This window comes from Pseudomonas sp. Xaverov 83 (assembly GCF_019352905.1).
Taxonomy (GTDB): domain Bacteria; phylum Pseudomonadota; class Gammaproteobacteria; order Pseudomonadales; family Pseudomonadaceae; genus Aquipseudomonas; species Aquipseudomonas yamanorum.
Window position 1 is genome coordinate 20,631 of sequence record NZ_JAAAFU010000014.1, and the last position, 20,852, is coordinate 41,482.

Annotated in this window: 20 protein-coding genes; 13 read left to right on the top strand and 7 right to left on the bottom strand. The window is 61.4% G+C overall.

Annotated features, from left to right (window positions below):
• Window positions 1–5 precede the first annotated feature (5 nt).
• The 10 genes from K0H47_RS06425 to K0H47_RS06470 all read left to right on the top strand — a co-directional run bounded on the left by K0H47_RS06425 (window position 6) and on the right by K0H47_RS06470 (window position 9,668).
• Window positions 6–2,927, top strand: a complete 2,922-nt coding sequence (locus tag K0H47_RS06425) for a monovalent cation/H+ antiporter subunit A (protein ID WP_219272215.1) — start codon at window positions 6–8, stop codon at window positions 2,925–2,927.
• Window positions 2,927–3,271: a Na+/H+ antiporter subunit C gene (locus tag K0H47_RS06430; RefSeq protein ID WP_003192163.1), complete on the top strand. Its 345-nt coding sequence runs from the start codon at window positions 2,927–2,929 to the stop codon at window positions 3,269–3,271. Before K0H47_RS06425 ends, K0H47_RS06430 begins: the two co-directional genes overlap by 1 nt.
• The gene (locus tag K0H47_RS06435; protein ID WP_177071034.1) at window positions 3,268–4,950 is read left to right on the top strand and encodes a monovalent cation/H+ antiporter subunit D; all 1,683 of its coding nucleotides are present in this window, start codon (window positions 3,268–3,270) and stop codon (window positions 4,948–4,950) included. Before K0H47_RS06430 ends, K0H47_RS06435 begins: the two co-directional genes overlap by 4 nt.
• The gene (locus K0H47_RS06440) at window positions 4,947–5,435 is read left to right on the top strand and encodes a Na+/H+ antiporter subunit E (protein ID WP_177071035.1); all 489 of its coding nucleotides are present in this window, start codon (window positions 4,947–4,949) and stop codon (window positions 5,433–5,435) included. Before K0H47_RS06435 ends, K0H47_RS06440 begins: the two co-directional genes overlap by 4 nt.
• A complete protein-coding gene (locus K0H47_RS06445) occupies window positions 5,432–5,710 on the top strand; it encodes a K+/H+ antiporter subunit F (protein WP_003211751.1) in 279 nt (92 codons plus the stop codon). The genes K0H47_RS06440 and K0H47_RS06445 overlap by 4 nt, the downstream gene beginning before the upstream one ends.
• The gene (locus K0H47_RS06450; protein ID WP_003211753.1) at window positions 5,707–6,075 is read left to right on the top strand and encodes a Na+/H+ antiporter subunit G; all 369 of its coding nucleotides are present in this window, start codon (window positions 5,707–5,709) and stop codon (window positions 6,073–6,075) included. Before K0H47_RS06445 ends, K0H47_RS06450 begins: the two co-directional genes overlap by 4 nt.
• Window positions 6,076–6,182: 107 nt before the next feature.
• Window positions 6,183–7,118, top strand: coding sequence for an alpha/beta hydrolase (locus K0H47_RS06455; RefSeq protein ID WP_219272216.1), 936 nt, complete (start codon window positions 6,183–6,185; stop codon window positions 7,116–7,118).
• A 115-nt stretch (window positions 7,119–7,233) separates the two neighbouring features.
• A complete protein-coding gene (locus K0H47_RS06460; RefSeq protein ID WP_219272217.1) occupies window positions 7,234–8,163 on the top strand; it encodes a tetratricopeptide repeat protein in 930 nt (309 codons plus the stop codon).
• Window positions 8,164–8,297: 134 nt separating this feature from the next.
• Window positions 8,298–9,050, top strand: coding sequence for a 3-oxoacyl-ACP reductase family protein (locus K0H47_RS06465; protein ID WP_219272219.1), 753 nt, complete (start codon window positions 8,298–8,300; stop codon window positions 9,048–9,050).
• 30 nt (window positions 9,051–9,080) lie between these two features.
• The gene (locus tag K0H47_RS06470; protein ID WP_201141428.1) at window positions 9,081–9,668 is read left to right on the top strand and encodes a TetR/AcrR family transcriptional regulator; all 588 of its coding nucleotides are present in this window, start codon (window positions 9,081–9,083) and stop codon (window positions 9,666–9,668) included.
• An 8-nt stretch (window positions 9,669–9,676) separates the two neighbouring features.
• Here the strand turns inward: K0H47_RS06470 and lepB are convergent, their stop codons facing one another.
• A complete protein-coding gene (gene lepB / locus K0H47_RS06475; RefSeq protein ID WP_063028692.1) occupies window positions 9,677–10,345 on the bottom strand; it encodes a signal peptidase I in 669 nt (222 codons plus the stop codon).
• A 160-nt stretch (window positions 10,346–10,505) separates the two neighbouring features.
• Between lepB and K0H47_RS06480 the strand changes: the two genes are divergently transcribed.
• Window positions 10,506–11,057: a dihydrofolate reductase family protein gene (locus K0H47_RS06480; RefSeq protein WP_219272220.1), complete on the top strand. Its 552-nt coding sequence runs from the start codon at window positions 10,506–10,508 to the stop codon at window positions 11,055–11,057.
• 255 nt (window positions 11,058–11,312) lie between these two features.
• Here K0H47_RS06480 and cysS read toward each other — a convergent pair whose 3' ends face one another.
• Together cysS and K0H47_RS06490 are read right to left on the bottom strand one after the other, a co-directional pair.
• Window positions 11,313–12,701 carry a cysteine--tRNA ligase gene (gene cysS, locus K0H47_RS06485; protein ID WP_219272221.1) on the bottom strand — a complete coding sequence of 463 codons (1,389 nt, stop codon included), beginning with the start codon at window positions 12,699–12,701 and terminating at the stop codon, window positions 11,313–11,315.
• A 20-nt stretch (window positions 12,702–12,721) separates the two neighbouring features.
• Window positions 12,722–14,422, bottom strand: a complete 1,701-nt coding sequence (locus tag K0H47_RS06490; RefSeq protein ID WP_063028688.1) for a glutamine--tRNA ligase/YqeY domain fusion protein — start codon at window positions 14,420–14,422, stop codon at window positions 12,722–12,724.
• Between the two features lie 246 nt (window positions 14,423–14,668).
• Between K0H47_RS06490 and K0H47_RS06495 the strand changes: the two genes are divergently transcribed.
• Both K0H47_RS06495 and lpxH read left to right on the top strand, forming a co-directional pair.
• Entirely contained in the window at window positions 14,669–15,172 is a 504-nt protein-coding gene (locus K0H47_RS06495) for a peptidylprolyl isomerase (protein WP_017476987.1), read from the top strand.
• Window positions 15,169–15,918: a UDP-2,3-diacylglucosamine diphosphatase gene (gene lpxH / locus K0H47_RS06500; RefSeq protein WP_177027199.1), complete on the top strand. Its 750-nt coding sequence runs from the start codon at window positions 15,169–15,171 to the stop codon at window positions 15,916–15,918. The genes K0H47_RS06495 and lpxH overlap by 4 nt, the downstream gene beginning before the upstream one ends.
• A gap of 133 nt (window positions 15,919–16,051) precedes the next feature.
• On the opposite strand, the gene K0H47_RS06505 is transcribed toward lpxH, so the two are convergent.
• Genes K0H47_RS06505 through K0H47_RS06520 form a run of 4 tightly spaced genes read right to left on the bottom strand, consistent with a single transcriptional unit; the run spans window position 16,052 to window position 20,747 of the window.
• The gene (locus K0H47_RS06505) at window positions 16,052–17,581 is read right to left on the bottom strand and encodes a DHA2 family efflux MFS transporter permease subunit (RefSeq protein WP_017476985.1); all 1,530 of its coding nucleotides are present in this window, start codon (window positions 17,579–17,581) and stop codon (window positions 16,052–16,054) included.
• Entirely contained in the window at window positions 17,581–18,798 is a 1,218-nt protein-coding gene (locus K0H47_RS06510; protein WP_219272223.1) for an efflux RND transporter periplasmic adaptor subunit, read from the bottom strand. Before K0H47_RS06510 ends, K0H47_RS06505 begins: the two co-directional genes overlap by 1 nt.
• Before the next feature lie 15 nt (window positions 18,799–18,813).
• A complete protein-coding gene (locus K0H47_RS06515) occupies window positions 18,814–20,277 on the bottom strand; it encodes an efflux transporter outer membrane subunit (RefSeq protein ID WP_063028680.1) in 1,464 nt (487 codons plus the stop codon).
• Window positions 20,274–20,747, bottom strand: coding sequence for a MarR family winged helix-turn-helix transcriptional regulator (locus K0H47_RS06520; protein WP_063028678.1), 474 nt, complete (start codon window positions 20,745–20,747; stop codon window positions 20,274–20,276). Before K0H47_RS06520 ends, K0H47_RS06515 begins: the two co-directional genes overlap by 4 nt.
• Between the last annotated feature and the right edge of the window lie 105 nt (window positions 20,748–20,852).

Consider the following 20,852-nt stretch of genomic DNA (forward strand, 5'->3'; position numbering starts at 1 on the left):
AGCCTATGTCCCTGATAGTTCTACTGCTTCTGCCCTTTATCGGCAGCTGTCTCGCGGCCTTGCTGCCGCACAACGCACGTAATACAGAGTCCCTGCTGGCCGGCCTCGTCGCCCTGGTCGGGACGGTTCAAGTCGCCCTGCTCTACCCGCAGATCGCCCACGGTGGCGTGATACGTGAAGAATTCATGTGGTTGCCCAGCCTCGGGCTGAACTTCGTATTGCGCATGGACGGTTTTGCCTGGTTGTTCTCGATGCTGGTACTGGGCATCGGGACTTTGGTGTCGCTGTACGCCCGTTATTACATGTCGCCGGAAGACCCGGTGCCGCGTTTCTTCGCGTTTTTCCTGGCGTTTATGGGCGCCATGCTTGGCCTGGTGACTTCCGGCAACCTGATCCAGATCGTGTTTTTCTGGGAACTCACCAGCCTGTTCTCGTTCCTGTTGATCGGCTACTGGCACCACCGTGCCGATGCCCGGCGCGGCGCCTATATGGCGCTGATGGTCACCGGCGCGGGCGGTTTGTGCCTGCTGGCGGGGGTGATGCTGCTCGGGCATATCGTCGGCAGCTACGACCTGGACCAGGTCCTGGCTGCCGGTGATCAGATCCGTGCCCATTCGCTGTACCCGATCATGCTCGCCCTGGTGCTGATCGGCGCCCTGAGCAAAAGCGCACAATTCCCCTTCCACTTCTGGCTGCCCCACGCCATGGCTGCACCGACGCCGGTGTCGGCCTACCTGCACTCGGCAACGATGGTGAAGGCCGGCGTGTTCCTGCTGGCCCGCCTGTGGCCGTCGCTGTCCGGCAGCGAAGAGTGGTTCTGGATTGTCGGCGGTGCCGGCGCCATTACCCTGCTGCTCGGCGCTTATTGCGCCATGTTCCAGAACGATCTCAAGGGCCTGCTGGCCTACTCCACCATCAGCCACCTCGGGCTGATCACCTTGCTGCTGGGCCTCAACAGCCCGCTGGCCGCCGTCGCCGCGGTATTCCATATCCTCAACCACGCCACCTTCAAGGCATCGCTGTTCATGGCGGCGGGGATCATCGACCACGAAAGCGGCACCCGTGACATTCGCAAGCTCAGCGGCTTGGTGAAGCTGATTCCGTTCACTGCGACGCTGGCGATGGTCGCCAGTGCGTCCATGGCCGGCGTGCCGCTGCTCAACGGCTTCCTGTCCAAGGAAATGTTCTTCGCCGAAACCGTGTTCATCTCCGCCACCGCCTGGGTGGAAATCGCCCTGCCGGTCATCGCAACCATCGCCGGCACCTTCAGCGTGGCCTATGCCCTGCGCTTTACCGTGGATGTGTTCTTCGGCCCTAAAGCCACCAACCTGCCTCACACTCCGCACGAGCCACCACGCTGGATGCGCGCGCCGGTGGAGTTGCTGGTGTTTACCTGCCTGCTGGTGGGGATTTTCCCGGCCCAGGTGGTCGGTTCGATCCTCGCCGCTGCCGCCTTGCCGGTGGTCGGCGGCGAGCTGCCGGAGTACAGCCTCGCCATCTGGCATGGCTGGAACGCGCCGATGATCATGAGCCTGGTGGCCATGTCCGGCGGCGTGGTGCTCTATCTGCTGCTGCGCAAGCAACTCAAGCTGGGCCGCTTCAAATACCCGCCGATCATCAGCTACTTCAACGGCAAGCGCGGCTTCGAGCGCTGCCTGGTGGTGATGATGCGCGGGGTACGCAAGATCGAAAAACGCATCAGCACCAAACGCCTGCAAACCCAGCTGTTCCTACTGGTGCTGGCGGCGGTGATCGCCGGGTTGATCCCGATGCTCTACAGCGGAATCAGTTGGGGCGACCGGCCGAAGATCCCGGGTTCCATCGTGTTCGTCACCCTCTGGTTGCTGGCGATCGCCTGTGCCCTGGGCGCCGCCTGGCAAGCCAAGTATCACCGGCTGGCGGCCCTGACCATGGTCAGCGTGTGCGGGATGGTGACCTGCGTGACCTTCGTCTGGTTCTCCGCGCCGGACCTGGCGCTGACCCAACTGGTGGTGGAAGTGGTCACCACGGTCCTGATCCTGCTGGGCCTGCGCTGGCTGCCACGGCGGATCGAAGAAGTCTCGCCACTGCCGAGCTCGTTGCGCAAGGCACGCATCCGCCGCCTGCGGGACTTTCTCCTGTCCACCGTGGTCGGTGGCGGAATGGCGCTGCTCTCCTACGCGATGCTGACCCGCCAGACCCCCAACGACATCTCCTCGTTCTACCTCAGCCGCGCCCTGCCCGAAGGCGGCGGCAGCAATGTGGTGAACGTGATGCTGGTGGACTTCCGTGGGTTCGACACCCTGGGCGAAATCACCGTGCTCGGCGCCGTGGCGCTGACTGTCTACGCCCTGTTGCGTCGCTTCCGGCCTTCGAAAGAAAGCATGGAGTTGCCCGCGCAACAGCGCCAGTTGGCACCCGACGTAGCCACCGACCTGGTCAACCCGCGCCAGGCCAGCGACACCGCCTTGGGCTTCATGATGGTGCCGGCGGTGCTGGTGCGCCTGCTGCTGCCGATTGCCCTGGTTGTCTCCTTCTACCTGTTCATGCGCGGCCACAACCAACCGGGCGGCGGGTTTGTCGCCGGGCTGGTGATGTCCGTCGCGTTCATCCTGCAATATATGGTCGCCGGTACCCAGTGGGTCGAGGCACAGATGAGCCTGCGACCGATGCGCTGGATGGGCTTTGGCTTGTTATCCGCAACCCTGACCGGGCTCGGCGCACTGCTCGCCGGTTACCCGTTCCTCACCACCCACACCTGGCACTTCAGCCTGCCGGTGCTGGGGGACATCCACGTCGCCAGCGCACTGTTCTTCGACGTCGGCGTGTACGCCATGGTGGTCGGCTCGACCTTGCTGATGCTCACCGCCCTGGGCCACCAATCGGTGCGTGCCCATAAACCCAGCAACCAGGCGAAAGCCGTTGCCAGCCAAGGAGGAGCCGCCTGATGGAAGAAGTCATCGCAATTGCCATTGGGGTCCTGGCGGCCTCCGGCGTCTGGCTGATCCTGCGGCCACGGACGTTCCAGGTGGTGATGGGCCTGTGCCTGCTGTCCTACGGGGTCAACCTGTTCATCTTCAGCATGGGCAGCCTGTTTATCGGCAAGGAGCCGATCATCAAGGACGGCGTGCCGCAAGACCTGCTCAACTACACCGACCCGCTGCCCCAGGCCCTGGTGCTGACGGCGATCGTGATCAGCTTCGCCATGACTGCGTTGTTCCTGGTGGTGCTGCTGGCGTCCCGGGGCCTGACCGGCACTGACCATGTAGACGGCCGGGAGCCCAAGGAATGACCTGGATGAATCAACTGATCATCGCACCGATCCTGCTGCCGTTGCTGACCGCCGCGCTGATGCTGATGCTCGGCGAGAAACACCGCCCGCTCAAGGCGCGAATCAACCTGTTCTCCAGCATGGTCGGCCTCGGCATCGCCGTGCTGTTGCTGTACTGGACCCAGAAAGGCGGCCCCGGCTCCATCGGCGTGTACCTGCCGGGCAACTGGCAAGTGCCGTTCGGCATCGTGCTGGTGGTGGACCAACTGTCGGCGATGATGCTGGTACTCACCGGGATCATCGGCGTCAGCGCCCTGCTGTTCGCCATGGCCCGTTGGGATCGGGCCGGCACCAGTTTCCATGCGCTGTTCCAGATTCAGTTGATGGGCCTGTATGGCGCCTTCCTGACCGCCGACCTGTTCAACCTGTTCGTGTTTTTCGAGGTGCTGCTGGCGGCCTCCTACGGCCTGATGCTTCACGGCTCCGGCCGGGCGCGGGTGTCGGCGGGGCTGCATTACATCTCGATCAACCTGCTGGCCTCGACCTTGTTCCTGATTGGTGCGGCGCTGATCTATGGCGTCACCGGCACCCTGAATTTTGCCGACCTGGCACTGAAAATCCCCCTGGTACCGGAGGCCGATCGCGGCCTGCTGCACGCCGGTGCAGGTATCCTCGCCGTCGCCTTCCTGGCCAAGGCCGGCATGTGGCCGCTGAACTTCTGGCTGGCACCCGCCTACTCCTCGGCGAGTGCGCCGGTGGCGGCGATGTTTGCGATCATGACCAAGGTCGGCGTGTACACCGTACTGCGCCTGTGGAACCTGCTGTTCTCCGGCCAGGCCGGGGCCTCGGCGCTGTTTGGCGGCGACTGGCTGATCTACGGCGGCATGGCGACCATCGTCTGCGCGGCGCTGGCGATGATCGCCGCGCAACGCCTGGAACGCATGGCCAGCCTGAGCATTCTGGTGTCCGCCGGGATCCTGCTGTCGGCGGTGGGGTTTGCCCAGCCAAGCCTGACGGCCGGGGCGCTGTTTTACCTGGTCAGTTCCACCCTGGCGCTGAGCGCACTGTTCCTGCTGGCCGAGCTGATCGAGCGTTCGCGCTCGGCCAACGACATGCCCCTGGACGACGAAATCGAAGCCCTGCCCAAGGCCATGGAATCCCTGCATCCACCGCCCGGCACCAACCTCGACGATGAGCAGAAAGCCGTCGTAGGCCAGGTCATTCCCTGGACGGTGGCCTTCCTCGGCCTGAGCTTTATCGCCTGTGCCCTGCTGATCATCGGCATGCCGCCGCTGTCCGGGTTTATCGGCAAGCTCAGCCTGCTCAGCGCGTTGATCAACCCGATGGGCCTGGGCAACGCCATCGACGAACCGGTACGCCCGGCGGCGTGGGGCCTGGTGGCGCTGTTGATCTTCTCCGGCCTGGCCTCGCTGATCGCCTTCGCCCGCCTTGGCATCCAGCGCTTCTGGACCCCGGAAGAACGCCCGTCGCCGCTGTTGCGCCGCTTCGAGTGTGTGCCGATTTTCTTCCTGCTGGGCCTGAGCATCGCCCTGACCTTCAAGGCCGAGCCGCTGATGCGCTACACCCAGGCCGCCGCCGAAAGCCTGAACAACCCGGAGCATTACGTGATGGCGGTCATGGCGACGCGCCCGGTGCCGAGCCCTGAAGCCAAGGCCGCCGCATTGGAGATGCAGCCATGAAGCGTCTGTTCCCTGCCCCGTGGCTATCGTTGGCACTGTGGTTGTTGTGGCTGGTGTTGAACCTGTCCGTCAGCCCCGGCAACCTGCTGCTGGGTGCGATTCTCGGTTTTGCCGCACCGCTGATGATGGCGCCATTGCGCCCGTTGCCGATCCGCATCCGCCGCCCGGGGGTGATCATCCGTTTGTTCTTCCTGGTAGGGCGTGACGTGATCATCTCCAACCTTGCCGTGGCCTGGGGCATCCTGACCTGCGGCTCGCGCCCGCCGCGTTCGCGCTTTATCAAGATCCCGCTGGACCTGCGGGATGCAAACGGCCTGGCCGTGCTGGCGATGATCACCAGCGTGACGCCGGGCACCGTGTGGTCGGAACTGGCCCTGGACCGCAGCATCCTGCTGATCCACGTGTTCGACCTGGATGACGAAGCGCAGTTTATCGAGCACTTCAAACACGCCTACGAACGGCCCCTGATGGAGATCTTCGAATGAGCGCCCTGCTCTCCAATGCGATCCTGTTCAGCCTGTTCCTGTTCTCCCTGGCCATGGTGCTGACCCTGGTGCGCCTGTTCAAAGGCCCGTCGGCCCAGGACCGGGTGCTGGCACTGGATTACCTGTACATCCTGGCCATGCTGATGATGCTGGTGCTGGGCATTCGGTATGCCAGTGACACGTATTTTGAAGCGGCGTTGTTGATTGCGCTGTTTGGTTTTGTGGGGTCGTTTGCCCTGGCGAAATTCCTGCTGCGTGGGGAGGTGATCGAATGATCAATGTCGATGTGTTACCGCTGTGGGTTGAAGTGATCGTCGCGGTATTGTTGGTGCTGAGCAGCCTGTTTGCGCTGATTGGGGCGATTGGGTTGTTGCGGATGAAAGACTTCTTCCAGCGCATGCACCCGCCGGCGTTGGCCTCGACCTTGGGCGCCTGGTGTGTGGCGCTGGCCTCGATCATCTATTTTTCGGTGCTCAAGTCCGGGCCGGTGTTGCACGGTTGGTTGATCCCGATTCTGCTATCGATCACGGTGCCGGTGACCACGTTGCTGCTGGCACGCACCGCGTTGTTCCGCAAGCGCATGGCCGGGGATGATGTGCCGGCTGAAGTCAGCAGCCGTCGCACTGACAGCGGCAGCTGATCCCGGCAGGCGCCGCAGTGGTGAAATCCGTTCTCCAATAGAATCCATAAAATAGAACCTCAATCGCTAATCCCGGTATCGGGATCACTTTATGAGGTTTTCCCCCCATGGCATTCACTCCCCTTGTCCAGGCCCATCTCGACGCATGGGTTGCCTGCGCCGCTGACTTTGGCCCATTTCTCTCGGGCCAGGAAACCACCCTCACCCTCAACGAGCAGCGCAAGGCTTATGAGCAGGTGCTTTGTTCCCATCCGATTCCCGCCGGTGTCAGCTTTTGTGACGTCGATATGGGTGGCGTACCGGGCATGATGGTCGTGCCTGATGGGTTTGAGGGGGACCGGGTGCTGCTTTACATCCACGGCGGTGGTTATGTCGGCGGCAGCCCGCGGGGCTACCTGGGCCTTGCCGGCCACTTCGCAAAACTGCTGGGTGCAAAGGTCTACCTGCCCGACTACCGCCTGGCGCCCGAGCATCCGTTCCCCGTGCCTATTGATGACACGTTGCAGGCCTATCGCTGGCTGCTCGACCAAGGCAATGACCCCAGGTCCATCGTGTTCTCGGGCGATTCGGCCGGCGGCGCGATGGTGGTGTCGGTGATGGTCAAGGCCCGCAACGCAGGCCTGCCACTGCCCGCCGGGGGCGCCGCCTTGTCGCCGTGGGCCAACCTGGAACACACCGGCGCCTCAATCGACAACCGTGACGGCCTCGACCCGCAAGCCTCCCGCCTGGGGCTGACGCTGCTTGCAAAAGCGTTTCTCAATGGTGCGCTGCCGAATGATCCCGATGCATCGCCGGTGTTCGCGGACGTCAGGGGATTGCCGCCCATTCTGGTGCAGATCGGCGAAAACGAAGTCATGCTCAGCGACGCCATGCGCCTGGCCACCCACCTGGGGGAAAACCGGGTACGCGTGTCGCTGGAGGTTTGGCCCGGGATGTTCCATGTCTGGCATTTGTTTGCGGCAATCTTGCCCGAAGGCATGCAGGCTGTGGCGAATGCGGCGTTGTTTCTGGACCAGGCAATACGTGGCAGCCGTAGCGCTTGAGTGGTTGCGCAGAGCGCGGGAAAGGCAGCGCTCCTGCCGATAATTATCTGTCACCTGGGGCCCCACCGCCCCCCCTACCTTTATCGGACAACGTATCCCGATACAGGTAATGATCATGTATACCCATTCCGATGCACTGACCACGCTGTTTGATTTGCTCAACGCGCTGAATGCGCTGATTTCACATTTGACGAGCCAGCAACAGGCAGCCAAGCAGCGGGGTCTCGAGTTGTATCAACTCGGTGAATTCGAAGAGTGCGAAACCCCTTTGACCATCTCCGCCTCGGCCGGCGATGCGCCGTCCCAATATGCCCTGGGCGAGGCCATCCGGCGCCGGGTCGGCAGTGTCGGCCCCGATGCCCAGGCGTGGTACCGCCTGGCCGCCGCCCAGGATCATGTGTACGCCCTGATGCGCCTGGGTGGCGAAACCGACCTGGCCAAGGCCAAGACCCTCGCCCAGGCAGGTGCCGATGCTGGCGACGGCGAGGCGATGCTGCAGCTGTATGAACTGACCAAAGACCGCTCGTGGCTGAGAAAGGCAGGTGATGCCGGCTGCGCCGAGGCCTATTACATTGCAGCGCTGCTGTATAACAAAAACCCGGAGGCCAGTGACAACCGCGACTCCATGCTCAGGTACGCGGCCTTCAAGGGCTTCCCGCCGGCGATGAAGTGGCTGGCCAACATGCAGACCTATTACCACAACCTCTCCTACCAGCGCATACACCTGGAAAAACGGCTTGCGCTGAATGACCTCGATGGCGTCATGACCTATGCCGGTGCGCTCGGCGGCTTCGATATCGATGAAAATGGCACCAACCGCTATCACTATCCCGAGAACAAAATCCACGCCTATGGGCTGTACTGGCTGGTCATGGACAGTACCCGGCAGAACCCTCGGCACGGCGAAGCCGCAGGCTACCTGCAACAGCTGGGCAGCGCGTTGAATACCGAGGAAATAGACACGGCCAAGGCGTATGGCCGCCAGTGGAAAACCGAGCACCCGGCGCTGTCGGAATTCAGATTGACCTACAGCGACCTGAAATGACCGGCGACTGATGACGGATTCGAGAGCACATCCGGCAGTTAAAGATTAATTAATCCAAAAACAGCTTGGCTAAGTATTTCCAGGCTGGTACGGTTTAGTGGATTATTTAATCCACTAAACCTCAGGCCTCCCCCATGACAGCTCACACCCCTCGCTTCAACCATAAAGTCGCCCTGGTCACCGGCGGTTCCCGCGGTATCGGCGAAGCGATTGTCCGCCGGCTTGCATCTGAAGGTGCAGCGGTCGCGTTTACTTATTCCTCCTCTGTCGACAAGGCACAAGCGCTGGTTGGCCTGATCGAAAGCAAGGGCGGAAAAGCCTTGGCGATTCAGGCCGACAGCGCCGATGTGGGGGCGATAGAACGGGCGGTCGCGACCACCGTCGAGCATTTCGGCGCCTTGAATATCCTGGTCAACAACGCCGGGATCCTGCTGATGGGCACCGTGGACACCTTCAGCCTGGAAGACTTCGACCGGATGTTTGCGGTCAATGTGCGAGCCACGTTTGCGGCGGCCAAGGCCTGCTCGCCGGTGATGCACAACGGTGACCGGATCATCACCGTGGGCAGCGTGGTCGCTCAACGTTCGGGCTTCCTGGGCTCCAGCGTCTACAGCATGACGAAGTCGGCGATCGCCGGTATGATCCGCGGGCTGGCGATTGATTTCGCCCCGCGCGGCATCACCGTCAACAACGTGCAACCGGGCCCGACCAGCACCGACATGAACCCGGCAGACGGGCCCCATGCGGACATGATCAAAAGCCTGATCCCCTTGGGCCGCGTGGGCACTGCCGACGATGTTGCCGGAATGGTTGCTTATCTCGCGTCCGAAGACGCGGCATTTGTCACCGGCGCCAGCATGACCATCGACGGTGGTTACCTGGCCTGATCCATCAACTGCAATTTCCCCGAGGTAACCATGGCAAGACCCAGAGCATTCGACCGCGACCAGGTGCTGCGCGAGGCCATCCGGGTTTTCTGCGACAAGGGTTTTGCCGCGGCTTCAACGGAAGAATTGATGCAGGCCATGGGGCTGAGCCGCCAGAGCATGTACAACACCTTTGGCGACAAACGCCAGTTGTACCTGCTAGCGATGGCCGAGTATCAGCGCACCGGCGTCGACGACTTGATCGAGCGCCTGAACCAGGGCCCGACCCCGCTGCAGGCGCTGGAGGACACCCTGCAATCCTTCGCCACCCGCGCCCTGCGGGAAGGAACGGCGGGTTGCATGGGGGTCAATGCCATCTGCGAGTTCGGCGTGGGTGATGAAGAAATCAATCAACTCACCGCCCACAGCGCCGGCCGTTTGCGCAATGCGTTCGAACAGACCCTGGAGCGCGCGCAGCAACAAGGTGAATTGGCAGCCGGCACCGATCTCTCGGGCGCGTGTGATTTTCTGATGGCCACCCTCAGCGGCATGAAAATCGCCAGCAAGGGCGGCGCCACTACTGAGCAGCTGGAGTGCATTGCGGGTTTTGCACTGCGGGCGCTGAGCGCAAAAGCGTGATCAGCCCACTAGAGTATCGGCGCGCCAAATCGGCCCAATCGTGGCATCCAATGATCCAGGATCTGCGCTGACGCCAGGACATGGTGCGCATGCCCGATCAACAGCCGACGCGGCACGAACCCGATATAGCGGGAGTCATCGCTGTTATCGCGATTGTCGCCCAGCATGAAGTAACTGTCGGCCGGCACCACCACCGGGCCGAAATCGCGTAACGCCCGTACCGTCGGCATGAACTGAATCGTGCGCTGGCTGTTGTTCGCACGCTCGGTCAGCTTGATCCCCGGGACCGTGTGGCCCGGAGCGATGGGCTCGCTGATGTCCTGCCCATTACTGTAGGTGGCCGGCGTACCGTTGACCCACAACACCTCGTCGCGCATTTCCAGGGTATCGCCGGGGATGCCGACGATGCGTTTGATCAAGCGCGTGCCGTCCTTGGGCGAAGAGAACGTGACGACATCTCCGCGCTGGGGATTATCCAGTCTCGCCAGGGAAATATCGGTGAGGGGCAATTTGAGGTCGTACGCGACGCGGTTGACCAGCACCACATCACCCTCAAGTAACGTCGGGCGCATGGAACCGGAAGGGATGGGATTCCAGTCAGCCAGGGAGGTGCGGAAAACCCCGAAGCACAGCCAGAAAATGATCGCGTAACGGTAGCGGATTAACCAACGGCGCATAGATCCTCGCAATACGAAAAGGGACACCGGCCTGCGCCGGGTACCCACGGTGATTTTTGGCAATGCTCGCTTATTGCATCGGAAGATTAAATTAACATTAGCGTTGCCGACCCATGACAGTCGATATTTTCAAGCACATAGAAAAGGAGTTTCACGCCCCATGGATAGCAAATGTTCGGTCTTTATCGCAGCCAGCGTCGAAGGCTTTATTGCCCGGCCAGACGGTGATATCGAGTGGCTTCATCGCCCTGAGTACGAAGGAGCCGAATTGAACGGCGTGACCTATGAACACTTCATCGCCACCGTGGATGCGCTGGTGATGGGCCGCAAGACCCTGGAAAAAGTGTTGTCCTTTCCGGAGTGGCCCTATGAGGGCACGCCGGTCATAGCACTCTCTCATCAATCGGTTGAGCTACCTGCGGAGTTGAAGGGCAAGGTTGAGGTGGTGAGCCAGGATGTCACCAGCCTCGTGGCAGCGTTGGCCGACCGCGGGATGAAACACCTGTATATCGACGGAGGCCAGACGATTCAGGCGTTTCTTGAGGCGGGTTTGATCGACGAGATGATCATCACGCGTATTCCGGTTGTGCTGGGTCAGGGGATCCCCTTGTTCAGCCCGTTGAGTGGCGAGCATGAGCTTCGGCATATCGGCACGTATGCGTCGGATAACGGGTTTGTTCAAAGCCGGTATGAGGTCGGTGGCAAGCGCTGATGCTCATTGAGCGATTGGGTTGAATCGAGGTGTCTGCATCACAGGCAAGCCAGCTCCCACAGAAAAGCAGCTCTGCGCTTGATCTTGAACCGGCCTGATCTGTCCTTGAATGTGTCAACTATGTCCCCGCACAGGCGTCCGGCCCGTGGTCCGCCGCAAGCGCGGCCCCCATAGCAGCCAATACCCGAATAACGGATATATAGGCAAAAAAACGCCCCGAACCAGTCGGGGCGTTTTTCATTCAGCATTCACCAATCAAGCCTGATCAGCCAACCGCCACGTCGTCCCGCCCTTCCCGTCTTCCAACACCACACCCATCGCGGTCAGTTGGTCACGGATACGGTCGGACTCCGCCCAGTCCTTGTTGGCCCGGGCAGTCAAGCGTGCCTGAATCAGCGCATCAACTTCAGCGGCATCCACACGCCCTTCAGCGCCCGCCTGCAGGAAGTCATCGGCTTCCATCTGCAGCACGCCCAGCACGCTTGCCAGCTCTTTCAAACGTGCGGCAAGCCCCGCCGCTGCGTCGAGATTGCTCTCGCGCAGGCGGTTGATCTCGCGCACCATTTCAAACAGCACCGCGCAGGCTTCAGGCGTACCGAAGTCATCGTTCATCACTTCGGTAAACCGTGCCACGAACGCTTCGCCACCCGCAGGCGCCACGGAGGGCAGGCCTTTCAGCGCGTGGTAGAACCGCTCAAGGGCGCCCTTGGCGTCCTTGAGGTTGTCTTCCGAATAGTTGATCGCGCTGCGGTAGTGGCTCGATACCAACAGGTAGCGCACCACTTCCGGGTGGTATTTCTCCAGCACGTCGCGAATGGTGAAGAAGTTGTTCAAGGACTTGGACATCTTCTCGCCATTGATGCGAATCATGCCGCAGTGCATCCAGGCATTGGCGTAGGTCTTGCCGGTGGCCGCTTCGCTTTGGGCGATTTCGTTTTCGTGGTGCGGGAACTCAAGGTCGCTGCCGCCGCCATGAATGTCGAAGGTCTCGCCCAGGCAGCAGGTGGACATCACCGAGCATTCGATGTGCCAGCCCGGACGCCCGGCGCCCCATGGCGACTCCCAGCTCGGCTCGCCAGGCTTGGTGCCTTTCCACAGCACGAAGTCCAGCGGGTCTTGCTTGGCTTCGTCGACTTCGATCCGCGCACCGATGCGCAAGTCTTCGATTTTCTTGCGCGACAGTTTGCCGTAGCCCATGAACTTGGCGACGCGGTAGTACACGTCGCCATTGCCCGGGGCGTAGGCGTAACCCTTGTCGATCAGGGTCTGGATCATCGCATGCATGCCCGGGATATGGTCCGTGGCGCGCGGTTCCATGTCCGGCTTGAGGATGTTGAGGCGTGCCTCGTCCTCGTGCATCGCAGCAATCATGCGCTCGGTCAGCGCGTCGAACGACTCGCCGTTTTCGTTGGCGCGATTGATGATCTTGTCGTCGATGTCGGTGATGTTGCGCACATACGTCAGGTCATAACCACTGAAACGCAACCAGCGGGTCACCAGGTCGAAGGCAACCATGCTGCGGCCGTGGCCGATGTGGCAGTAGTCGTACACGGTCATGCCGCACACGTACATGCGCACCTTGTTGCCATCCAGCGGCTTGAAGACTTCTTTGGTCTTGCTGAGTGTGTTGTAGATCGTTAGCACGACAGTTCCTTAAAACAGAATCACTGGCCCCACGAATCACGCAAGGTCACGGTACGGTTGAATACCGGAGCACCGGGTTTCGAGTCCTTGATATCCGCGCAGAAGTAACCTTCGCGCTCGAACTGGAAACGGTCTTCCGGCTGTGCGTCGCCAAGCGATGGCTCGGCACGACAACCCGTGAGAACTTGCAGCGAGTCAGGGTTGATGTTGTCCAGGAAACTGGCGCTGTCTTCGGCCTTCTCGGGGTTAGGCGAGCGGAACAGGCGATCGTACAGGCGCACTTCGCATTCGACGCTGGCCGCAGCCGGCACCCAGTGCACCACACCTTTGACCTTGCGGCCTTCCGGGTTCTTGCCCAGGGTTTCCGGGTCGTAGGAGCAACGCAGTTCGACGATGTTGCCATCGGCGTCCTTGATCGCTTCGTCGGCACGGATCACGTAGCTGCCGCGCAGGCGCACTTCGCCGTTCGGCTCCAGGCGCTTGTAGCCTTTTGGCGGCTCTTCCATGAAGTCATCGCGGTCGATGTAGATTTCACGAGCGAACGGCAGCTTGCGCACGCCGAGTTCTTCTTTCTGCGGATGACGCGGCAGTTCAAGGTTTTCGACCTGGCCTTCCGGGTAGTTGGTGATCACGACTTTCAACGGACGCAGCACGCACATGGCGCGCGGGGCGTTCGCGTCGAGGTCCTGACGGATGCTGAACTCGAGCATGCCGTAGTCGACCACGCCGTCGGAGCGGTTGGTGCCGACCATCTCGCAGAAATTGCGGATCGACGCCGGGGTGTAGCCACGGCGGCGGAAACCCGACAGCGTCGACATGCGCGGGTCGTCCCAGCCAAACACGTGCTTTTCATCGACCAGTTGCTTGAGCTTGCGCTTGCTGGTGATGGTGTAGTTCAGGTTCAGGCGGCTGAACTCGTACTGACGCGGGTGCGCCGGTACCGGCAGGCTGTCCAGGAACCATTCGTACAGCGGACGGTGGCTTTCGAACTCCAGGGTGCAGATGGAGTGGGTGATGCCTTCGATGGCGTCCGACTGACCGTGGGTAAAGTCGTAGTTCGGGTAGATGCACCACTTGTCACCGGTCTGGTGGTGATGGGCGTGGCGGATGCGGTACATGATCGGGTCGCGCAGGTTCATGTTCGGCGAGGCCATGTCGATCTTGGCGCGCAGTACGCGGGCGCCGTCCGGGAACTCGCCGGCGCGCATGCGGTTGAACCAGTCCAGGTTCTCTTCCACCGAACGGTCGCGGAACGGGCTGTTCTTGCCCGGCTCGGTCAGGGTGCCACGGAATTCCTTGGCTTGCTCCGGGGTCAGGTCGTCAACGTAGGCCTTGCCGGCCTTGATCAACTCGACAGCCCAGTCGAACAACTGGTCGAAATACTTGGAGGCATAGCGCACTTCACCGGACCATTCGAAGCCCAGCCACTTGATGTCGCTTTCGATGGCGTCGATGTATTCCTGGTCTTCCTTGGCCGGGTTGGTGTCGTCGAAACGCAGGTGCGTGACGCCACCGAACTCCTGGGCCAGGCCGAAGTTCACACAGATCGACTTGGCGTGGCCGATGTGCAGGTAACCGTTGGGCTCAGGCGGGAAGCGGGTGACGATCTGCGTGTGCTTGCCCGAATCCAGGTCCGCCTGGATGATCGGGCGCAGGAAATTGACCGGGACGGCAGGTCCGGCCTTGGAATTCGAGGTAGGGTCGACAGTGGGCTTGCTCATAGGATCCTTGAACAGACGAAGTACTTGGCCGGGTGAGGCCGACAAACAAAGGGCTTATCATAGCCGATGCTGTCAAGGCCCTGACAGAGCGTGGCCAAAAACTGCTGCATTTATTGCACGGGCGGTAAAAAACCACCTCGAAATTCCCGCAGGTCACGCTAAACTGCGCGCCTTGGCTGCCGTTTTTGCCAAGCAGGTAAGGCGCAAAACGCCCAAACCCACGAATTCCTTGAAAGAGTAGTGAACATGACTCAAGTCAAACTGACCACCAACCACGGTGACATCGTCATCGAGCTGAACGCCGAGAAAGCGCCGATCACCGTCGCCAACTTCATCGAGTACGTTAAAGCCGGCCACTACGAAAACACTGTTTTCCACCGTGTCATCGGCAACTTCATGGTCCAGGGCGGCGGTTTCGAGCCTGGCATGAAAGAAAAGAAAGACAAGCGTCCAAGCATCCAGAACGAAGCGGACAACGGCCTTTCCAACGACAAGTACACCGTCGCCATGGCCCGTACCATGGAGCCGCATTCGGCCTCCGCGCAGTTCTTCATCAACGTCGCCGACAACACCTTCCTGAACCACAGCGGCAAGAACGTGCAGGGCTGGGGCTACGCGGTATTCGGTAAAGTCACCGCAGGCACCGACGTTGTCGACAAGATCAAGGGTGTGCAAACCACCGGCAAGGCAGGTCACCAGGACGTACCGGTAGAAGACGTTATCGTCGAGAAAGCCGAGATCGTTGAGTGATATTGCTGATTTCAGATTTGCATCTGGAAGAGGAGCGCCCGGACATAACCCGGGCGTTTCTGGATTTATTGAACGGCCGCGCCCGTTCCGCCCAGGCGTTGTACATTCTGGGGGACTTCTTTGAAGCCTGGATTGGCGACGATGGGATGACGCCCTTCCAGCGTTCGATTTGCCAAGCTCTGCGCGAGCTGAGCGACAGCGGCACCCAGATTTTCATCATGCATGGCAACCGGGATTTCCTGATCGGCAAGGCGTTCTGCAAAGCCGCAGGCGCAACCTTGCTCAAGGACCCGAGTGTGGTGCAGTTTTACGGCGAGCCCGTGCTGTTGATGCACGGCGACAGCCTGTGTACCCGCGACCTTGGCTATATGAAGCTGCGGCGCATCCTGCGTAACCCCATCACCCTGTTCATCCTGCGCCACCTGCCCTTGGGCGCGCGGCACAAGCTGGCGCGCAAGCTGCGCAGTGAAAGCAGCGCCCAGGTGCGGATGAAGGCCAACGATATTGTCGATGTGACACCTGAGGAAGTGCCGAGGGTGATGCAGCAGTTCGGCGTGCGTACGTTGGTGCATGGCCACACCCACCGCCCGGCGATTCACAAGCTGCAGATTGGCGAGCAATCGGCCAAGCGCATTGTGCTGGGGGATTGGGACAAGCAAGGGTGGGCGTTGCAGGTGGATGAGCAAGGGTTTGCGTTGGCGGCGTTTGACTTCGTCAATCCACAGTTGGCCTTGCCTGGCGCCTGATCTTCAGACACAACACCAATCAAATGTGGGAGCTGGCTTGCCTGCGATAGCATCACCTCGATGTATCTGATGTACCGAGGTGCCTGCATCGCAGGCAAGCCAGCTCCCACATTGACCGAGTTCGGTCTTTCGATCAGTGCCCGCTAGCCTCCGGCCCGGCCTTCGCCGCGAACGGCGGTTTCGCCAGCCATACAATCACGATCAACGCCATGAACATCCACCCCAGCAACGTGAAGTAATCCACGGTGGACATCATGTACGCCTGGCTCGTCAGTATCTGATCAAGCTGCGCATACGCCTTTTGCCCTGCCCCGCCGAGCGCCTGCAAGGCATCCCGAGTGGCCGAGTCGTAGGTGGTCATGTTTTCGCTCATGTAGGCATGGTGCTGGTCCGCCCGGCGAATCCAGATCCAGGTGGTCAACGAGGCTGCAAAGCTGCCGCCCAGGGTCCGCAGGAAGGTCGCCAGGCCCGCGCCGTCGGCGATTTGCGCCGGTGGCAGGTCGGACATCAGGATGCTCAAGGTCGGCATGAAGAACAGCGCCACGCCGATACCCATGAACAGCTGCACCAGAGCAATGTGCGTAAAGTCGACTTCATTGGTAAAGCCTGCCCGCATGAAGCAACTCAGGCCAATCGCCAGGAACGCCAGCCCGGCCAGCAAACGCAGGTCGAACTTGTGCGCGTACTTGCCCACAAACGGCGACATCAACACCGGCAGAATCCCGATGGGCGCCACCGCCAGGCCCGCCCAGGTGGCGGTATAGCCCATCTGGGTTTGCAGCCATTGCGGCAGGATCAGGTTGATCCCGAAGAACCCGGCATACCCCAACACCAACACAATCGTGCCGATGCGGAAGTTGCGGTAGGCGAACAGCCGCAGGTTGACCACCGGGTGCTCGTCGGTCATTTCCCAGATCACGAACACCGCCAGGGCGATGGCCGAAATCACCGCGCCGATGATGATGAAGTTCGACTCGAACCAGTCCAGGTCGTTGCCCTTGTCGAGGATGATCTGCAAGGCGCCGACGCCGACGATCAGGCTCAGCAAGCCGACGTAGTCCATCGGCTGGTAGCTGGTGACCACCGGGCGTTTCTTCAGTTGCGAGCGCACCACCATCACCGCAAAGATGCCGATGGGTACGTTGATAAAGAAGATCCACGGCCAGCTGTAGCTGTCGGTAATCCAGCCGCCGAGGATCGGCCCGGCAATCGGCGCCACCACCGTGACCATCGCCAGCAACGCCAGGGCCATGCCGCGCCTGGCGGGGGGATAGACCGCGATCAGCAGCGTCTGGGTCATCGGGTACAGCGGGCCAGCAACCAGGCCTTGCAGCACCCGAAAGCCGATCAGCTCAGGCATCGAGGTGGAAATACCGCAGAGAAACGAGGCCAGCACAAACAGGATGGTGGCCCACAGAAACAGCTTCACCTCGCCGAAGCGACGGCTCAGCCAGCCGGTGAGCGGCAGCGCAATGGCGTTGCTCACGGCAAACGAAGTGATGACCCAGGTGCCCTGCTCCGAACTCACGCCGAGGTTGCCGGAAATCGTCGGCAACGCCACGTTGGCGATGGTGGTGTCGAGCACCTGCATGAAGGTCGCCAGGGACAAGCCGATGGTGGCCATCAGCAAGCTGGGCGGCGTGAACGAGGCGTTATTGCTCATTAGCGTTGCGCAGCCTTTGGAGCGGCGACGCTGTTGTCATGAATCAACTGGGTGATCATGGCGTCAGCTTCGGCCAGTTGGCGATCGTAGACGTTGGTGCTGAACGAGGCCTTTTGCGGCGCCTGCTGGGCCAGTACCGGGCCGCTCTGGTCGTGCAGGTCGACATTGACCACGGTGGACAAGCCCACACGCAGCGGGTGCTTGGCCAACTCTTCGGCGTTCACATGGATACGCACCGGTACCCGTTGCACGATCTTGATCCAGTTACCGGTGGCGTTCTGCGCCGGCAGCAAGGCAAACGCGCTGCCCGTGCCCGCGCCGAGGCTGTCCACGGTGCCGCTGAACTTCACGTCGCTGCCGTAGATGTCGGATTCGATATCCACCGGCTGGCCGATACGCATATTGCGCAGCTGGGTTTCCTTGAAGTTGGCATCGATCCACAGCTGATCCAGCGGAATCACGGCCATCAACGCAGTGCCCGGCTGGACCCGCTGGCCCAGTTGCACGGTACGCTTGGCCACATAGCCGGTCACCGGTGCGATCAGGGTGCTGCGGGCGTTGGTCAGGTAAGCCTGGCGCAACTGCGCGGCGGCAGCCTGCACGTCCGGGTGGGACGAAATCACGGTGTCATCCACCAGGGCGCTGCTGGTCTTGAACTGTTGCTGCACGTTGGCCAAGGCGTTTTGCGCCGAGGTCAGGTCGTCACGGGCGTGGGACAGTTCTTCCTGGGAAATCGCGCCGCCAGCGGCGAGATTCTTGCGTCGGTTGTAGTTGTCCTGGGCCTTTTGCACGTTGGCTTGTTGCGCCAGCACCTGGGCCTTCATGCCATCGACGTTGCTGTACAAGCCACGCACTTGGCGCACGGTGCGGGCCAGGTTGGCCTGGGCACTTTGCAGGCCGACGGCCGCGTCGTTGGGGTCGAAGTTGATCAACACCTGGCCTTCATGGACCAGGTCGCCGTCGTCGGCACCGATGCTCACCACGGTACCGGTGACCAGTGGGGTAATTTCCACCACGTTGCCGTTGACGTAGGCGTCGTCGGTGCTTTCGCTGAAGCGGCCATACAGTTCGTACCAACCCCATACGCCCAGGACGCCGAGGATAACGATCAGTGCCAACACAAACAGCATGACTTTGCGTTTGCGCGGGTTGCTGGTGGACGGTTGTTCAGGCTTTTTTGTTTCAGGAGCGTTGTTGCTGGTTTCGGCAGTGGCCATGACAAGTACCTTGAATTATTCAGTGCGCGTGACTGGGGTGGTCGAGGCCACGTTATCGGCGTGGAAACCGCCGCCCAGGGCCTGCATCAGTTGAATCGAAAGATCGATCTGCTCGGCATTCAGGGTGGCCAACTGACGTTGGGCCTGGAGTAATTGCTGTTCGATGCTGAGCACGTCCAGGTAATTACCGATACCCGAGCTGTAACGCTGGACGCCGGTGTCGTAGGACTGCTGGGCAATGTCAGCGGCGTGTTGCTGGGCCTGGATCTGCCGGCCGGTCTCGCGCAATTGCGAGAGGGAGTTGCCGATATCGCCCAAGGCTTGCACCAGGGTTTTGTTGTACTGGGCCACGGCCAGGTCGTAGTCGGCGTCGCGAGCGTCGAGGTCGGCGCGCAGGCGGCCGCCGTCGAAGATCGGCAGCGAGATGGTCGGCGCTATGCTGAAGAAGCGGCTGGCCGAACCAAACATCGCATCCCCCAGCAACGACTCGGCCCCGGCGCTCGCGCTCAGGTTGAGGTTGGGGTAGAAACGGGTCTTGCTGGCATCGATGTTCTTGCTTGCAGCCTCGACACGCCAGCGTGCGGCGATCAGGTCCGGACGACGGCCCACCAGCTCGGCAGGCAATACGGAAGGCACGGCAACCGCGCTGGGCTTGAGCACGTTGGGGCGTACCAGTTCGCTGCCGCGATCCGGACCTTTGCCGAGCAACACGGCGAGGGCGATCTTGGCGCTCTGCAGTTGTTTTTCCGCATCGATCAGTTGCGACTGGGAGCTGGCTTCCAGGCTCTCGGTTTGCTGGTACTGGTACTGGCTGTCGATCCCGGAGTTCAGGCGACGCTTGCCCAGGTCGAGCATTTGCCGGGTGCGCTTGAGGTCATCATTGGCCAGGTCGCGCACGATATGGGCCTGACCTAGGTCGCTGTAGGCCTTGGCGACGTTGGCTGCGAGGGTCAGGCGCGCGGCCTGTTGGTCGACTTCGGCGGCGCGGGCCTGGCCCAGCGCGGCTTCCCAGGCGGCACGCTGGCCACCCCAAAGGTCAAAGTTGTAATTGAAGCTGGCGCCGATGTTGCGCACGGTGGCGTAAGTGCCGCCGACCCCTTGTGGGTCCTGGTCCTTGGCCAAGCGTGAACGGCTGACCCCGGCGCTGGCATCCAGGGTTGGCATGCGGTCGGCGTCGGCAGCATAGGCAGCGGCTTCGGCCTGGTGGGCGCGGGCGCTGGCCACTTGCATGTCGGGGCTGTTCTGCAGGGCTTCCTGGATCAGGCCGTCGAGTTGTGGGTCGCCAAGGCCTTTCCACCAGTCGGCGGTGGGCCAGGCGGCGGTGGACAGGGTCACGCCGCTGAGGGATTTGCCGGTTTGCAGGTTATTGGCTTCGAGGCGTTTGCCTTCTGTGTTCAAGCCGCTGAAATTGGCACAACCGGCCATAGTCATGGCCACCAGCACGAGGCTGAGGCCGGCACGCAAGGAGCGATTGTTCATGCACCACCTACCCGCTGAATGGTGATGGGGTCACCCGCAGCTATCAGAATTTTCTTCAAGATTTTTTCCAGGGTTTGCAATTCACCCGGCTCCAGCGCGCCTGCCAACTGGTTCAAGGCCTGGGCACCAATGTGCGGCAGCATGTCGGCCACGCGCTGGCCTTCCGCGGTCAGCACCAACTGCACCTGGCGCCGGTCCTGCTCGGAGCGCTTGCGCGCCAGCAGGTCCTTCTGTTCCAGGCGGTCGAGCATGCGGGTCATGGAGCCGCTGTCCAGGGACAGGTTGCGGCACAGTTCGGCCGGGGTGTCGACGCCGTACTGGGCCATGATGATCAACACCTTGAACTGCGCGGCCGTGATGCCGTGGGGTTCCATGTGGGTGTCGATGATCTTGTCTTTAAGCAGCGCAGCCCGGCCCAGCAGCAAGCCGAGGTGGCAGTTGTGAAAGTTTTCGGGGGTGAAGTGCTTCATCGTGACCAGCCTATTAACTGCCTAAGCAGTGAATGTGTGACACGATGTTACTGCCTAGGCAGCGAATGTCAAACGAATAGTTAGGTTGCTTGCTAATTAGCCGAT

What these genes read in the sequence shown, in the direction of transcription:
- K0H47_RS06425 (WP_219272215.1), top strand. Translation starts at nt 6, where the DNA reads ATGTCCCTGATAGTTCTACTGCTTCTGCCCTTTATCGGCAGCTGTCTC.
- K0H47_RS06430 (WP_003192163.1), top strand. Translation starts at nt 2,927, where the DNA reads ATGGAAGAAGTCATCGCAATTGCCATTGGGGTCCTGGCGGCCTCCGGC.
- K0H47_RS06435 (WP_177071034.1), top strand. Translation starts at nt 3,268, where the DNA reads ATGACCTGGATGAATCAACTGATCATCGCACCGATCCTGCTGCCGTTG.
- K0H47_RS06440 (WP_177071035.1), top strand. Translation starts at nt 4,947, where the DNA reads ATGAAGCGTCTGTTCCCTGCCCCGTGGCTATCGTTGGCACTGTGGTTG.
- K0H47_RS06445 (WP_003211751.1), top strand. Translation starts at nt 5,432, where the DNA reads ATGAGCGCCCTGCTCTCCAATGCGATCCTGTTCAGCCTGTTCCTGTTC.
- K0H47_RS06450 (WP_003211753.1), top strand. Translation starts at nt 5,707, where the DNA reads ATGATCAATGTCGATGTGTTACCGCTGTGGGTTGAAGTGATCGTCGCG.
- K0H47_RS06455 (WP_219272216.1), top strand. Translation starts at nt 6,183, where the DNA reads ATGGCATTCACTCCCCTTGTCCAGGCCCATCTCGACGCATGGGTTGCC.
- K0H47_RS06460 (WP_219272217.1), top strand. Translation starts at nt 7,234, where the DNA reads ATGTATACCCATTCCGATGCACTGACCACGCTGTTTGATTTGCTCAAC.
- K0H47_RS06465 (WP_219272219.1), top strand. Translation starts at nt 8,298, where the DNA reads ATGACAGCTCACACCCCTCGCTTCAACCATAAAGTCGCCCTGGTCACC.
- K0H47_RS06470 (WP_201141428.1), top strand. Translation starts at nt 9,081, where the DNA reads ATGGCAAGACCCAGAGCATTCGACCGCGACCAGGTGCTGCGCGAGGCC.
- lepB (WP_063028692.1), bottom strand. Translation starts at nt 10,345, where the DNA reads ATGCGCCGTTGGTTAATCCGCTACCGTTACGCGATCATTTTCTGGCTG.
- K0H47_RS06480 (WP_219272220.1), top strand. Translation starts at nt 10,506, where the DNA reads ATGGATAGCAAATGTTCGGTCTTTATCGCAGCCAGCGTCGAAGGCTTT.
- K0H47_RS06490 (WP_063028688.1), bottom strand. Translation starts at nt 14,422, where the DNA reads ATGAGCAAGCCCACTGTCGACCCTACCTCGAATTCCAAGGCCGGACCT.
- K0H47_RS06495 (WP_017476987.1), top strand. Translation starts at nt 14,669, where the DNA reads ATGACTCAAGTCAAACTGACCACCAACCACGGTGACATCGTCATCGAG.
- K0H47_RS06505 (WP_017476985.1), bottom strand. Translation starts at nt 17,581, where the DNA reads ATGAGCAATAACGCCTCGTTCACGCCGCCCAGCTTGCTGATGGCCACC.
- K0H47_RS06510 (WP_219272223.1), bottom strand. Translation starts at nt 18,798, where the DNA reads ATGGCCACTGCCGAAACCAGCAACAACGCTCCTGAAACAAAAAAGCCT.
- K0H47_RS06515 (WP_063028680.1), bottom strand. Translation starts at nt 20,277, where the DNA reads ATGAACAATCGCTCCTTGCGTGCCGGCCTCAGCCTCGTGCTGGTGGCC.
- K0H47_RS06520 (WP_063028678.1), bottom strand. Translation starts at nt 20,747, where the DNA reads ATGAAGCACTTCACCCCCGAAAACTTTCACAACTGCCACCTCGGCTTG.